The organism is Croceimicrobium sp., assembly GCF_965228705.1.
In the GTDB taxonomy this organism is placed as follows: domain Bacteria; phylum Bacteroidota; class Bacteroidia; order Flavobacteriales; family Schleiferiaceae; genus Croceimicrobium.
In genome coordinates this window covers 2,346,375-2,360,448 of sequence record NZ_OZ245832.1, presented here as the reverse complement: position 1 = coordinate 2,360,448, position 14,074 = coordinate 2,346,375, and the positions used below count along the sequence as shown (strand labels likewise).

Annotated in this window: 17 protein-coding genes; 11 read left to right on the top strand and 6 right to left on the bottom strand. The window is 39.3% G+C overall.

Features of this window, described 5'->3' with window-relative positions; all coding sequences use genetic code 11:
* Positions 1-134: 134 nt before the first annotated feature.
* From ACO05P_RS10740 to ACO05P_RS10725, 4 genes are all read right to left on the bottom strand, one after another.
* On the bottom strand, positions 135-899 hold the full coding sequence (locus ACO05P_RS10740) for an ABC transporter ATP-binding protein (RefSeq protein ID WP_421750735.1): 765 nt from the start codon (positions 897-899) through the stop codon (positions 135-137).
* Entirely contained in the window at positions 896-1,900 is a 1,005-nt protein-coding gene (locus ACO05P_RS10735; protein ID WP_421750733.1) for a FecCD family ABC transporter permease, read from the bottom strand. Before ACO05P_RS10735 ends, ACO05P_RS10740 begins: the two co-directional genes overlap by 4 nt.
* Positions 1,890-2,765 carry a heme/hemin ABC transporter substrate-binding protein gene (locus ACO05P_RS10730; RefSeq protein ID WP_421750731.1) on the bottom strand — a complete coding sequence of 292 codons (876 nt, stop codon included), beginning with the start codon at positions 2,763-2,765 and terminating at the stop codon, positions 1,890-1,892. The genes ACO05P_RS10735 and ACO05P_RS10730 overlap by 11 nt, the downstream gene beginning before the upstream one ends.
* Before the next feature lie 99 nt (positions 2,766-2,864).
* Positions 2,865-3,401, bottom strand: a complete 537-nt coding sequence (locus ACO05P_RS10725) for a hypothetical protein (RefSeq protein WP_421750729.1) — start codon at positions 3,399-3,401, stop codon at positions 2,865-2,867.
* A 138-nt stretch (positions 3,402-3,539) separates the two neighbouring features.
* Between ACO05P_RS10725 and ACO05P_RS10720 the strand changes: the two genes are divergently transcribed.
* The 8 genes from ACO05P_RS10720 to ACO05P_RS10685 all read left to right on the top strand — a co-directional run bounded on the left by ACO05P_RS10720 (position 3,540) and on the right by ACO05P_RS10685 (position 10,449).
* Positions 3,540-4,169 carry a hypothetical protein gene (locus ACO05P_RS10720; RefSeq protein WP_421750727.1) on the top strand — a complete coding sequence of 210 codons (630 nt, stop codon included), beginning with the start codon at positions 3,540-3,542 and terminating at the stop codon, positions 4,167-4,169.
* Between the two features lie 905 nt (positions 4,170-5,074).
* A complete protein-coding gene (locus ACO05P_RS10715; protein WP_421750725.1) occupies positions 5,075-5,578 on the top strand; it encodes a hypothetical protein in 504 nt (167 codons plus the stop codon).
* Between the two features lie 589 nt (positions 5,579-6,167).
* A complete protein-coding gene (locus tag ACO05P_RS10710; protein ID WP_421750723.1) occupies positions 6,168-6,842 on the top strand; it encodes a hypothetical protein in 675 nt (224 codons plus the stop codon).
* Positions 6,843-6,965: 123 nt separating this feature from the next.
* Complete coding sequence (locus ACO05P_RS10705; RefSeq protein ID WP_421750721.1) at positions 6,966-7,367, top strand: hypothetical protein; 402 nt, start codon at positions 6,966-6,968, stop codon at positions 7,365-7,367.
* A gap of 106 nt (positions 7,368-7,473) precedes the next feature.
* A complete protein-coding gene (locus tag ACO05P_RS10700; protein WP_421750719.1) occupies positions 7,474-7,926 on the top strand; it encodes a hypothetical protein in 453 nt (150 codons plus the stop codon).
* A gap of 251 nt (positions 7,927-8,177) precedes the next feature.
* Positions 8,178-8,795, top strand: a complete 618-nt coding sequence (locus ACO05P_RS10695; RefSeq protein ID WP_421750717.1) for a hypothetical protein — start codon at positions 8,178-8,180, stop codon at positions 8,793-8,795.
* Between the two features lie 629 nt (positions 8,796-9,424).
* A complete protein-coding gene (locus ACO05P_RS10690; protein ID WP_421750715.1) occupies positions 9,425-9,811 on the top strand; it encodes a hypothetical protein in 387 nt (128 codons plus the stop codon).
* Between the two features lie 113 nt (positions 9,812-9,924).
* On the top strand, positions 9,925-10,449 hold the full coding sequence (locus ACO05P_RS10685) for a hypothetical protein (protein ID WP_421750713.1): 525 nt from the start codon (positions 9,925-9,927) through the stop codon (positions 10,447-10,449).
* A gap of 2 nt (positions 10,450-10,451) precedes the next feature.
* Here the strand turns inward: ACO05P_RS10685 and ACO05P_RS10680 are convergent, their stop codons facing one another.
* Together ACO05P_RS10680 and ACO05P_RS10675 are read right to left on the bottom strand one after the other, a co-directional pair.
* Positions 10,452-11,312 (bottom strand): IS3 family transposase, encoded by an 861-nt coding sequence (locus ACO05P_RS10680; RefSeq protein ID WP_421750711.1) that lies wholly within the window; start codon positions 11,310-11,312, stop codon positions 10,452-10,454.
* A gap of 20 nt (positions 11,313-11,332) precedes the next feature.
* Positions 11,333-11,599 carry a transposase gene (locus ACO05P_RS10675; RefSeq protein ID WP_421750709.1) on the bottom strand — a complete coding sequence of 89 codons (267 nt, stop codon included), beginning with the start codon at positions 11,597-11,599 and terminating at the stop codon, positions 11,333-11,335.
* A 230-nt stretch (positions 11,600-11,829) separates the two neighbouring features.
* Between ACO05P_RS10675 and ACO05P_RS10670 the strand changes: the two genes are divergently transcribed.
* The 3 genes from ACO05P_RS10670 to ACO05P_RS10660 all read left to right on the top strand — a co-directional run bounded on the left by ACO05P_RS10670 (position 11,830) and on the right by ACO05P_RS10660 (position 14,016).
* Positions 11,830-12,306, top strand: coding sequence for a hypothetical protein (locus tag ACO05P_RS10670; protein WP_421750707.1), 477 nt, complete (start codon positions 11,830-11,832; stop codon positions 12,304-12,306).
* Between the two features lie 531 nt (positions 12,307-12,837).
* Positions 12,838-13,368, top strand: coding sequence for a hypothetical protein (locus ACO05P_RS10665; RefSeq protein ID WP_421750705.1), 531 nt, complete (start codon positions 12,838-12,840; stop codon positions 13,366-13,368).
* Positions 13,369-13,581: 213 nt separating this feature from the next.
* Positions 13,582-14,016, top strand: a complete 435-nt coding sequence (locus tag ACO05P_RS10660; protein WP_421750703.1) for a hypothetical protein — start codon at positions 13,582-13,584, stop codon at positions 14,014-14,016.
* The last annotated feature ends 58 nt before the right edge of the window (positions 14,017-14,074 follow it).

Here is a 14,074-nt window from a genome sequence, read left to right as displayed (position 1 = left end):
GGGCGCGAATTTGGTTTTAAAATTAGGGAACTGACTCGAATAGCTTTGACTCGAATTGCAAATTCGAGTCAGTTGTTCATTGGATCTCCTCGATAGTTCGACTACAGAACTGGATCAAGTTTGCAATTTGATCTTTAAACCCCATCAATCAGTAATTGCCCTTCAACAATTCTGCTTTCAACCGCAAAAACCTTTTTGATTAATTCTGGAATTAGAACCTTTTGAGTCGGTCCGAAGGCCAGCACTCTATTTTCATGCAGTACTAAAACTTCATCTGCCAGTTGATACGCCATGCTTAGATCGTGCAGCACTCCAATGCTAATCCATTGGTTTTTTCGGGTCTCTTTACGAATGGCCTGGAGGTACTTCCATTGATGATGGATGTCTAAAAAGGTGGTAGGTTCATCAATGAGTAGCAAGGGGTTGCGAGCTCGATTTTCATTTTGCATTTGCACCCAAACCCGAGCGAAGTGCACTCGTTGTTGTTCGCCCCCGCTAAGGCTTTGAATATTGCGGGCCGCAAGTTCTTTTAGTTCAAATTGCTTTAGTGCAACGGCTACAATTTCTTGGTCCTTTAGGCCAGGCTTTCTGCGGGCATGGGGATAACGACCGAGTGCAACCACATCATCTACGCGCAAGGGAAAATGCAAAGCATGTTGCTGACTTAATACTCCGCGGTAACAGGCGGCATCTTTAATTTGATTTAAAGCTTGATGGTCCCAAAGGATTTCTCCCGATTGAGGAGGATAGTCTCCAGCCAGGAGATTGAGAAGGGTGCTCTTTCCGGCACCATTGGCTCCCAGAATCAAGCTTAGGGAACCAGCTTTGGCCTGCCAGGAAATGTCTGATAAGATGGGGTTGGAGTCATATGCGAAATTGAGATTTTTGATTTCAATCATAGCTGAATACTTCGAATGGATTTACGGAGCAGTAAGAGGAATAGCGGTGCCCCGATGAAGGAGGTTAGAATCCCAAGTGGGATTTCCGCGGGCATCAATAGGGTGCGGGCCATTAAATCTGTTAAAAGGACCATAGAAGGGCCAAGTAAGAGACTGCCTCGCAAAAGATAGCGATGCTCCCCGCCGCCCAATAAACGTAGGATATGGGGTACAATGAGGCCCACAAATGGAATAATCCCGGCAATACTGGTTACCATCGCCACCAGGGCTATTTGGGCACTGATTATCATCCAGCGAAAGCGCCGCACTTTAATTCCTAAATGTGCCGCTTCAGAAATCCCTAAGCTAAGGGCATTGAGGGCGCGATCGGCCCGCAGACTTAGGATCAGAGTCGGGATGATGATAGCCGCAATAAAGCTCACATTGGTCCAGGTGGCCCCACTTAGGGTCCCTAAATTCCAAAAGTTAATAGAACGAGCCTGGGGATCACGGGCTAAATAACTCATAAAACCAACGCCGCTCATAAAAAGGGCATTAATGGCCACGCCGGCTAAGAGAATTTGAATTTCGGCCCCCCGTCCTTGTCGGTCGAAAGCCAGTAAAATAACCGTCGCTAATAAACTGCCGAGAATGCTGATCACCGCAAGGCTGGCACTGCCAAAGAGCGCCGGTAGGCTATTGCCCATTACAAAATAGAGGGCGGCTCCAAAAGCGGCTCCTGAGCTAGTCCCAATAAGGCCCGGCTCCACGATAGGATTGCGAAAAAGGGCCTGCAGGAGTACCCCGCCCACACTAAGTGCTGATCCACAGAGAATACCCAAGAAGATGCGGGGTAAGCGCAGATTCATGAAGATATTTTCATGCAGGCTGCTTTCTGAACCAGGGTTTAGGGCATTGAATATTTCGCTCCAAGTAATGGCAACTGCCCCATAGCGCAAACTAAGCAGCGCAGATAGGGGCAGTAATAGGGTTAAAATGACTAAAATGAGCCTAGGCTTCATCGCGAATGAATTTGCGAATCAACTGGATGTTTTGCGGACTACGCGGACCGAAGTATACCAGATCATGTTCTTCGATTCGGTAAATACGACCTTCTTGAGCCGCTTTGGTATGGCGAACTCCGGGAAGATTTAGGATTTCCTCCTGACCTCCCAGGCGATCGTATCCGAAATTGGTCATCAGAATAATATCGGGATTCATTTCTGCAAATACTTCTGGTGAAAGCGGGCGCATGCCACCTTTACCTTCAAAGGGAACAGTGCCACCTGCCAGCTCAATCATTTTCGCTCCGGTACTTTTGGCGGTCATCACTAAATAGACATTGCTGGCTCGTCCAAAATGGATTACCAAAACCTTGGGTTTAGTTAAGCTGCTGTCTTGCTCCCTTTTAATATGTTCCATGGCGCGGTGCATGCTTATAATCAGGGAATCGGCTTTTGAGCTTACCTTAAAGTAGGAGCCCATTTCCCGAATTAATTCCAGGGTGCCGTCCCAATCTCTGCTCTTTGTATCAAAAGCTTTAATGGGCACCCCGCTATTTTCCAGTTGTTGTTGAACATGCTCTGGACCGATATTATTATCGTGCAGAATTAGGCTAGGTTCTACTGCTAGAACAGCTTCCGCGCTTAGTGCACGGTGATAGCCTACAGTTGTGAGTTGAGCGGTTTCTGGAGGGTAGGTGGATGAGAGATCTACCGCCACCAAATTGGAGTCGAGGTCTAAGGCATAAAGTAGCTCGGTATATTGCTTAGACAGGCAAACTATGCGGTTTTGAGGGGCTTTGCTTTCGTTCTCAGCATTTTGAAAACGACCACAGCCCTGTGCGCCCAGCAAAAATACCAGGGCACTGATATATAGATTTTTCATGATGAAAATAAATAGGTTTAGACCTCCTCGGAGGTCTTTCGAAATTCAAATCAGATTCTGAAATAGCGCCCCTGAATAAGGAGGCTTTGAAATAGAGATCTAGGCTTCAGGGGGTGGATCTAGCAATTTTAGAAAAGCTTCTCCTAGGAAGGATAGATAAAAGCTCTGAGCTTGGAATGACTGCTGCTGAATCGATAATTTAAAATCTGTGGGCTGCTCTGAAAGGAAAATCTTGAAGAACCATTGCAAGCAGCTTTTTAAGGGACCTGGTTGTTGCTTGTCTCCGAAACCGGAAGCCCGAACCAAGTCATTCAAGCCATCAAATAGACCTTTTTCCTTAAGATCGGCAAAGCAGTAAAATAGCAAGTCAGAATCTGAGCCCTCAATACGAATGATGTCGAACATCTCCCCTCGATAACGAAATTCTTTCCCGGCTTTGGTCCACTGCGCTTGCTCCTTAATGCTGTTCCATCGAAAGGCGATTAGCTCCTCTTCAGGAATACCGGCTTTAATACGGCTTTTCACCTCTTGGCGAATCTGCTGCTGCAAATAGCGAAAGGATGGATAGATTCCAAAGCTTTGCAGAAGCAAAAGCCCTAAAAAGAGATAGCCGAAAAAGGACTGAAATAGCCGCATGCGGCAAAGGTAAGTTTCGGGAGGGAATGGGCTATCCGGAGAGAATATTTGGAGTTTAGCTGGGCTTCTTTTATCCGAATGTGAGACTAAGACTTAGGTGCTATTGAGGTGCTGTATTAGATTCAATAGATTTGATTTATGAATAAGTTCCTACTAATTACAGTGATTATTATTTCCGTTAATGGAAATGTTTGGTGTCAGGTAAGTCAGAGTATAGAGGATGAGATTTATGGTGCCATTGAAGTTAGGGCTACCCTTGAATATTTTGAAGTGAATCCCAAAAATTTTTCTTGGGTAAATAGATTTAGACACTATATACAGCCATTTTTGAATAGGGAATATAGTGCCATCAGATTTAGTGCAAGGCCATTTGATTCTATTAAAGTGACTTGTCAAACTGGAGAAGATGAGTACATAAGGTTTTACAAGTACTGGATTTATCCTAAGAAAGACACAGCCACCGGAGGTAGGTGGATTATTCCGGGCTCACTAAGGCTTAAAGGTTTTGAAAGAGGGGTAATTGGAGTTAAATGTGATGGGCAGGTGGACTTGGTTTCGGGCTATTTTTTCGTTCCAGACTTGTACTATTTTAAATTTGACTATTGGGAGAAAAACCATGGCGGAGAGCTAGATGAATTGGTTCGAATTTATTTTTATCATTTACAGCCTTCAGGTATTGAGGTAAGTCGTGATAAAATAGAGTTTGATTCAGATCTAAATGGGGATCACTACACTTGTGAAGTTTTGGATAATACAGTGATTAATTGAGGTAGAGGTTTTTTTAAGAAGGGGAGGGCATCAAGGAAATCTGATGTGGGTTAAGGTATTAGCTGAATAAGGGTTAAAAGGTGCCAGTGTGTAGATAAGGCTGTTTGCAGGAAAGATGGAGAAACAATCACAAAGACTATTAATTATTATGCTAGCCATTCAGAGGAAAGACAAGTAAAATAATGATGAGACGAATCTTTTTTAGCCTTAGTGTATTGTTTGTTTTTTTAGTTCATGTTCTGATGGTCCTTCTGTTGAAATTTCCATATGCGATAAAATATTAGCAGATATTCAGGGAAAATGGAAGCTTGAGGATTCCTTTGTTGAAATAGAAATTAGCGGCGATTCAGTGGTGAACTCCTATGAAAACCCAAAGGATAGCTTGTACTTTAGAGATAGCTCTAAAATATTAATTTCTAAAGAAATAGAGAAATATGGTAGACTTTATAAAGCAGATTCAAATGAGTTTTTTTTTAGTGAAATAACTGAATATGATACCACAAGCTATTATTTCTTTTATGAATGGAACTCTGATGAATTTTCCCTATTGTCTACTGCTAATGGTCAAAGCCTTGTTTATACAAGAATTGAGGTTCTTCCATGAAGTATTAGGTCTATAATTGACATTGGAAGATTCTGTGATGCCTACTATAAATGAGAAGAAAAATTTAATGTTAAAATGAAGCGAGGAGAGCTTCTGGTTTTGATGAGCGCAGTGCAACCAGCCCTGAATGGTTTTCTATAACTTCAATTAGTGCCAATTTAGTTTTGCTGGGCTATAATTGTCCGTTCATTTGATGGATCTACTTCAGCTACTCCAGTTCAATAGAATCAAGTTCTTATTCAATCCGAGGAGCAGAAAGATATTTCCATTCCAAGTGGGGCAGCCCTAACAGAAATTAATAATGAAAAAGAGAAGCTTTGTTAGATTAACTATAATGGTTATTCTTTTGGCCCTTACTTTATTAGGGACAGTGAGTGAGCTAAGACTACATTTATTTACTGGAGGTAGTACGCTTTCTACTACCACTATCCTAGGTCCTGATCTACTCACTTCTTTTGGTCTTTTGATAGCTGCCTTTATTGGACTTTGGTTTTTCAAAAAGAAAAGCTGGCTTAGCTGGCTTTTAGTCAGTTCTATAATTGCGCTATGGTTTCTTTCTGGAAGAACATTAGGAATGGGACATATTACTGGGAAGCTTACCTCTGGATGGTTTTTTATTCCTACCCACTCTTTTTACCTCTGTTCAGAAAGCACCTCTGAGGAGTGTTTAGAAAATGTGAAGGTTGACAGTAACATCTTCTTTTCTGAAATCAGAACTGAGGAAGGTAAAAAAACAGTTTTTACAGGGCCATTCTTAAAACCTAAGTTAGTGAATTGGCCCTCTGAGTCAAGTGTTTCGTATTGACTGAATTAAAGTCATTATTTTTATTAGGCCTAAGGCCTGTGATGCAATTGGGTTATGGACCTTTAGAAGGTATGAACCAATTTTAGGAAGGCCTTTTAGTATCGATCCCTTAACAGCCGATTATCCCCATAACTCTCCTTATTCTTGTGGTGAAAACAGGGTGATTGATGCAAATGATGGTATTCATGGGGTGTATGGCAGTTTATGGGATATAATTGGAAAGGAAATTATAGTTCGCCCGCTCATTGTCATCTAAATATCAATTATTTGTTATTCCGCGAGCCTTGGCTTTTAATGCTCTTTTATTTATCGGGAAGTGAAAACGAAAATTTTGAACGGCTGTTGAAAGGTGGCGATTTCCCCATCTTTTATAAGGTCCTAAAGCTGATAGGAACAGATGGGTTTCCGAATGGAGTTGAGAAGGATGTGTTCTTTTCCCACCTCAAAAAAAATAGGACGGTAAGTTAGAATACTTCATTTAAGTTTAAAGTGCTGCATAGGGGCGAGTCGATCTAGATGATCACTGTCATGGCAGTAGACAGGTTGGAAATTTAATGTCTAATTTGTCAGATTAAATAGATAGGGGTTAATGAAGAAATACTTGATTTTTACACTTTTCACTCTAATATGCTCTGAGTCAAATGGCCAAAACTTTCCAAATTGGGTTAAAGATGAAGTGATCAATAATTTTTTATGTTACATAGGGACGACCATAAGTCAACCTGTGCAATATGAGAGAATTAGAGTTCCAAAAATGGTCTTGCCACCTGGTTACATTCATACTTGCCAAATTCAAATCTTGGATGATTCTTTACAGGTTTTGCGAGATGATGGTATTGAGTTATATGGGGTTAGTGAATTAGGTTATGCTATAAAATACACTAAGAGTGATTCAACTGAGAAAATATATCCGGAGTGGTTGTTTAAAGGCTTAGGTGAGTCAAAACCATTGCCACCTGCCCTAATAGGCTTTGATCATCGTAAAAATACGGTTATTTACATTTCTGGACCTTTCATTAAGCATGACGTTTCATATTTAATCCTCAATGGGGAATTGGACCCAAATAAGATAAAAAAGTGGATTACTCTAAAGTGGTATTTTGAGGGGGTCCAAGGCTTAAGGGTTATCGAGAATGAAGAGGGAAAGATGTATGGTTACAGTTTTACCAATAACAGCGGTGTATCGATGACTGGCTTGATTTATCAGGACTCAACTTCGAATAAGATTGTATGGTATCGAAACGGGGAGTATTCGGTATTTTGATATCATAGGGATTCGTGACTTAGATCTAATCTTATTTGACAGGTCCAAATGAGGTTTTGTTCAATAAAGTGTGTCATTTTTAATCTAGACACATGAAAAAGCAAAAGATATAGGTTTAATGGAATGGAAGGGGGTGGTACAGATCTGATAGGAGTCATAGTTTCGGAAGTAAGAGAGCAGGTGCAAAAACCACTTATTGAGAGATTAAGGTATTTTGATGAAGTTTATGGGGCTTTATTAAATGCAAAGAGTATAAAAGGAGAAGGAGCAAAAATCATGAGTGAAAACCATTATTTCAAAGTTTTAGACTCACTTAGTTCTATTAGAAATTCGGTAAGTCAGGATTTGATTTCTTTTTGGGTTACAATTGATACTTCTGGCAGCGTTGAAGAAATAGAGTTTATAAGTCAAGATTGTGAAAAGGATATTGAGGAAAGTATATCCAAGTCTTTTCAGGCTCTAAAATGGACTCCAGCCAATTTTAGAGATACTCTTGTTAGATATAGGTTTAGAGAGAGTCTTTAAAAAAGGGAGTTTACAGGTTCAGAGAAAGCTTAGTTTATTTATGAGGAAGGCTTTAGTCATAATAGTAGTGCTGCTATTTCAATTATTCTTGACTTATTCATGTAGAATGATTTCTGAGCTTGATAGCGAAGAGCAAATACTGGATCTTAATCGGATTGCCTACCCTGTAGATACACTGGAGCTTGATGGCTACTGCTACACTAATAATGAAAAGTACAAATACATCGCCTTATTTAGTAAAAGCCGATTAAGTAATCCAAGTGATTTTGAGTCATTGCTGAAGACTCAAAAAGTTGCCCTTTTTTATGATGCTTATTCTTTCAATATGATTCTAAAGAATGGTGAGGCTAATTTGTCGGTTAATCAGGCGATTAATGCGGATTCAGCAGTGTCTTTTGAGCCATTAGCTAGGATTAAAGGCTGGCAAGAGTCTAAGGTGAAAGGTGCTTTTGTTATGGCTGTGACTAATACCTTCAGCACGGGGAGCCTGATAAGTCATAGCTATGAGTTTAGAGATAATTTTCCGGTGATAGTAATGGGGCCTATGTCTATTGAGTAGACTCTTGTGGGCTGGTGATCGGAGTCTAAAACTTTAATTGTGTAAGTGAATTTTTGAAATTTGTAAAACGGGATATCAAAAGGGGGTATTTATAAATGTGTGACATAAGGAGCTGCACTTAGCGTCAAACATTTCTTTAAGAACTCTTCCTATAGAGATCGGTAGCTATGCTTTATGATCGGCGAATTAATTGGTGCCGATCTATTAGTGCCAAGGGTTTACCAGAGATCTAACAAATCAAAAAATAGTCGATGAAGAAGAGTGTTTTAGTTGTTTTTGCTTTTGTAGTTATCTCTTGCAATAACGATAAGGATTCGAAGCTAGATTATCTGAATTTCCCTTCAGCACCCTGTGTGGATCTATGGTTTAAGGTGCCTGACTCCTTGTTTATAGAAATAAAAGATAGCTTAAAAAAGCCTACTTATTTTTGTGGAGATGGGCCTGTTCCGGTTTCTGAAATAAGTAGGGGATTTATTAGTCATTTGCTAGATTCACCCATTCTTCCACAATCTGATTCAGAGATATATAAGGGGCTAGGATTATATACATTATTGGTGAGGGTAAATAAAAATGTATTGCGTGATCAAATAGATCATAATGCTAATCGTATTGCAAGCTCTGAAGATTATGCTTTTGAAAATAGCGAGACGGAAGTCATGGGTTTGCCGGCTAAAAGGATTGTTGCAGAATTTATACCAACTTCAACAACTACTGCAAAGCTTAATCATTTAATATATTATACATGTTTTGATTACAAAGATTTTATTGTTGAAGTGAAATATGAAGTAATGTGCGATGACTGCAAGAAGTTGAAACATGAAAATGTGTATAATACCATACTGAAATCCTTTTCTAATGGAAGGTCTTAAGTGGAGGAAGTGTTCACTTCCAACTGAGGTGTCAGTATTTAATAGATTCGAAAAGGAGGAGGCATCATCTGTCAGTAGCCCAGGTGTTGCCTTTTGGAGCCAATAGTGGGCTTAACTTGTAGTGATAGTCAGAATGAGCGATATTCCAGAAGATGCTATCCTGGCACCGGCAAATCAAAAGCAGTTAAAACATGAAAAAGATATTTTTAATTCTGTTGAATCTTTATTGGCTATTTGTATGGAGTCATTTATAAAGATTTAATGTATTTTGATGGTGCTAGTTGGTCAATATTTTAAGTCACTAAATGTGAGTGTTGATGTATCTGCATTGCTGTTTTTTGTTCTGGTGTATCTGAGGTCGCTCATTTATTACCAAGCAGAATCAAGATAATTGTATTTAGTCGTATCGGTTAATGTTACGGTATTGTGGTTAGAGATATTTATATTAATTATTCGTAGAAGGTTTCTGCTAAAAAAAAATTACTTAAAAAGTAGAGTATTCATGACTGAATTAGGGGTTAGCCGCTTGTTAAGGTTTGATTTATTGATTTTTTAGCTATTAATAATATAGCCTTGCCTTCACGGATTTATGGAGGGTGATAGCTCTTATTTACCTTAAAAGCATTACAATGATTTTTTTTGATATTGAAATTTACGATGGAAAGCCATTGAAACAAGTTCATCTTAAAGAAGAACTTCCTCTGCTTGAGCAATGGAGGTTCTTAACAGAGGATATTCTCTGTATAGATTATTTCATAAATAATCTGTTTGAGTTTTCTGTGGATGTAGGATGGCATCCTACCGTTCAGGTTACTGAGGATTCGTATTTTAAAACCGAAGTAATAGAAGGGCCAATAACGGATGGAGGTGTTTTCTACAAAAAGTATTCGACAACAATTGTGGAGATGAAAGAGCACTTAACTGAGGCAATAGACTTAATTCAAAGTTTTAAGGGATTAAATAAAGAGCAAATTATTAAACAGCAAGTATTTGATGAAGGAGGGATTAATGAATAGTTGCCAATAACTCTACTTGATCCAAAGCCTTTACCTTGCCAATAGCGATTTATGGCTGCCAATCTATTAGTCTCAATGGCCAAACAGAGATCTAACAAATTAAAAAGTATATAATGAAGAAGAGTGTTTTAGTTGTTTTTGCTTTGGTCTTTCTCTCCTTTAATAACTATGAGGAATCTAAGGTTTTAGGAATCTGTGACTCTGATGTTTTTTCAATGGGTTCAGAATTATATTACATGCAGCCACTGGAATTGGCTTTGTTGAGGCCTTATTTTGATGTTGAAATAAAAAAGGCAATTGGAGAAAAATTATATTCAGTCTTTTCGTCTGTTGAGATTGCATTCATAAAGACCTATAACTTGGATAATTTTACTTTTTTTGAGTCCTGTGTACTTGCTGAATGTGGTGAAATAGTAGTCTGTGGTTTGTATTCTCCGGAAGTTTTTATGTATCAAAATTTTGGAAACCTTACTTATGTGGATTTCTTGTTTGAGGGACTCAGGTCGATTGAATTAGGTTCAGAGACTGGAGGAGATAATAGTGTGGTGATTTATGGTGAATTGATTAAGGACAAAGATTTTCACATATTTGGGCTTGATTTTTTTATTGACTTAAAAAAGGTGTGTAACCTCCCCTAATTTCAGACTGAGTTTAAATGTACTTTGTTTTGTTTGGAGTAGCTTGTTTTTTCATCCAAGCAAGCTTGCTTGGATGAAAATTTCGCTTCTGCCTGGTGGGGCGTAATTCCCCCAAGTGCTTCATGCGGTCTGGTGTAGTTATAATCGTCCATCCATTGTTCGGCAATATGTCTCACCTGATCAATTCCAGAGAATAGATGTGCATCCAATACATCTTGCCTAAAGGTGCGGTTAAATCGTTCGATATAGCCATTTTGCATGGGTTTTCCCGGCTGGATGTAATGAAGCTCTATTTCTTGTACTCTGCACCATTCACTAAACTCTAAGGAGGTGAACTCAGGGCCATTATCTACACGGATCTTACTCGGCTTTCCTTGTTCTTCAAAGGCTCTCTTTAAACATTGGATTACCCCAAAAGAAGGAAAGGTAAACTCGGCTTCTACAGTAACGGCTTTGCGATTAAAGTCATCGATTACATTAAGTACACGGAACCTTCTTCCATTTTCCAAGGCGTCACTCATGAAGTCCATAGACCAGGTTTGGTTAGGTCGCACCATCTGAACTAGGGGTTCTTTCACACGGGCAGGAATACGCTTCTTGGTCTTTCTACGAAGGTTTAACCCCAACTTTAGGTAGATCCTACGAACACGCTTTTTATTCCAACTATAGCCCTCTAAGCGTAAGCGCTGATAAACCTTATCCTGACCCTCACGGGGGCGTAGCACCACCATCTCAAGCAGCTTATTAATTACTTCCGTATCATCTTTAACTGATTGGTAATAAAACATGGACTTAGGCAAACGAATCACCTTACAAGCCCTGGTAATACTTATCATGTAGGTTTCCTTTAGATAAGTAGCCATGTTTTGACGATCACCAGTGCCTACCACTTTTTTGAGAGCACATCCTTGAGCATTTTGTTATCCAAGCTCACATCAGCGAACATCTGTTTAAGCTTGCGATTTTCCTCCTCCAGCTCTTTCAAGCGTTTAAGTTGCAAGGAGTCCATCCCTGCATACTTCTTGCGCCATTGATAAAAGGTGCCCTTAGATATGCCATACTCCCGGCAAATCTCGTCGGTCTTTCGGCCTGACTCATGCTGTTTAATCGCATTAACAATCTGGCTATCGGTAAATCTCGACTTCTTCATAATTACTGGTTAAATTTAAATAGTTTTAACCAGTCCGAATTTTAGGGGAGGGCTTCAGTGTGAGAGCTTAGAAAGGGTTAATTGTGATGCTAAAAGTCTTGATTTATAACATGTTTATTTTATTGGCAATTCTGCAATGGGTGGAATTGGGGCGGCCAGCAGCGGAGCAAAGGGAGGCGGTGAGAACCTGTATACAAAAAGGGGATCTAGCCATTCAATTGAGCCAATTTATGGGCGATGAATTTGTAGCGCTGTCAATCGGCGAAACTTGTGATAGGCTAAAAAAGGTCTTGGAGATTCGGAATGCATCCTTGTCGGATTTTTCAATTCCGGCTAGCTCGATTGTCGAAGTGAAAGGATCTGATGAGCTTGGAGCTAGTGTGCTTTACTTTGTGGATGATCGCCACTTCTATTTGGGTTTATTAGGGTTTTCAGGAAGTTTGAATTTGTATTTCATTGATTTAAACAAAGGTGTTTGTAGCGATTTATACATTAGAACAATTGCTGATAGTTTTTATTTTAATTCCTCTGAGTCAGAGTTTACTACCTTATCTGCTTTGAAAGAACAGAATGATTCTACTTATCATGTGACCCTGAACTACTATAGTATTGAAAGTCGGAAACGCTTGAAAAGTGAGATCTTGTCTTTTAGCATGTCGGATTACGAGAGTATTTTAAGTTATAATCCCTATACAATTAGTAAATAGCCATTAACTTCTTGAGGAATTATAGGCGATGTATTTCATGTATAAGGAATTTCTTTAAGCTGGATTTTTGGATGATTTATGACAGTGTTTAGTAGGCACCTGCTTAAGATAGCATACAGTATTGTCACAATTAGTGGCTGTGTCGTATTGTTTTCGAAAGGTGTACTGCCATTGACGCTTATTGAATATGTGCTTTTAGCTCTGATTCTTATACCATGGCTATTTTTGTTTTTCACAAGGATAAAAATCGGCCTGGAGATTCAAAAATATGGACTCCATAAAGGAAAAAGCAGGTTAATGAAGTTCCAGTCCTCCTCATTAAAGAGTTTAAGTGAAGAAGAGAGAGCTTGGCTATTACAGCATTCCGATATTATTTCTGATTTAAAAGGGGATCTATTGGTAGCTAAGCTTTTGATAGGGCTTCATCTGGTGTTTATTTGCTTTAGTTTGATCTTTAATTGGTGAGCTTGATGATATGTCGGGTAAATTGCGGTCAAGGAATCTGATGATTGTGGTTGGTAAAAATATTATATGAAATTAGAAGATAAGAAAGGGTTAATTATTAGTTTTATAGGGTTCCTGGTTGGGGGGTATCTAGTATACATCTCCTTTAGAACTAAGCCTTTTAAAGGAGCGGCAGTAGATTCAGTTTTTACGATTTCTAACTTCAGATCGATACGGAGTGGTACATCTGTTTATTTTAGATTTAATTGCAATGGTAAGGAGGTGGAAGAACATGGTGGAAGCAAGGATGCTTTTACCATAATTGGAGAGAAATACCACGGAGTTTATGACCAGCAGGATTGTGAAAATTTTAGAATCGATTATAATAGACCACTTTTCCTTCCAAAAGAAAAGACGAACATTGTATTAGGGAGAATTTTAAATGTTCGTGAGTCAACCATTTTTTATGAAATTAGAGTTGAGGGTACTAAGTATGAGAAGCTTCAGTTTATGGAAGAGGGTTATAGGGAAAAGTATCCGGAAATAGATAAGGGAGCAGACTTTCCAGTTGAGTATTGGTTGCGAAACCCACAGCGTTCGATAATGCGGTTTAATTAAATTTAGGTTGCTAAGATTCTTACTTTAACCATTGGTCGAATGTGTTGGTGATCGGCCTTAAAAGCGAGGCAGTAAGAAGGTAGAACTATATCTGTTCATTAGAAAAAAAAGCAAAGTGTTCCGAATGTCAGTATCAATTTCAAGCAGCTTTCATTCGGACTGATTCAGAATCCGGTTCTTTGCGAGAGAGCTAGTTCCTAATAAGTTGGCTTCATGATTAATCAGCTGAAATCCTTAGATATTCATACCCTTCCGCAATTACTAAAATTCCTAACGGAACACAGAGGCTTGAGTTTCTGGAAAACAGGAAATAGACTGGGCTCAATGAAGGCTAGCAATGGTTTTGGGACGGTTTACTATGAATCAGGCAATGCGCTTTTTACTGTAATCGGAATAAACTCTACCAAGAAGATTATCGATGGCTTTTTTCTTTCGGGAAGCTTCGACTTGACCTATACTGATCTTGTCGAATTATTCGGGAAGCCGCGGGTAGCCTATTCAAGTTATGACGATGAATACCAGTATTTTTTTAATGAAGAAAGTGACTCTCCCTGGGTTGTTTCCTGTCGAATGAAAAAATCAATGATTTCTCAAACCGACATATTGATACATAATCTTCAGCTCCTCCGGAGACAAAAGGAGGAATGATTTGGGGTCTCTAAACTAGAAGCCGGTACTCTGTGCAAAGGCTGAATATTCAGCCTTT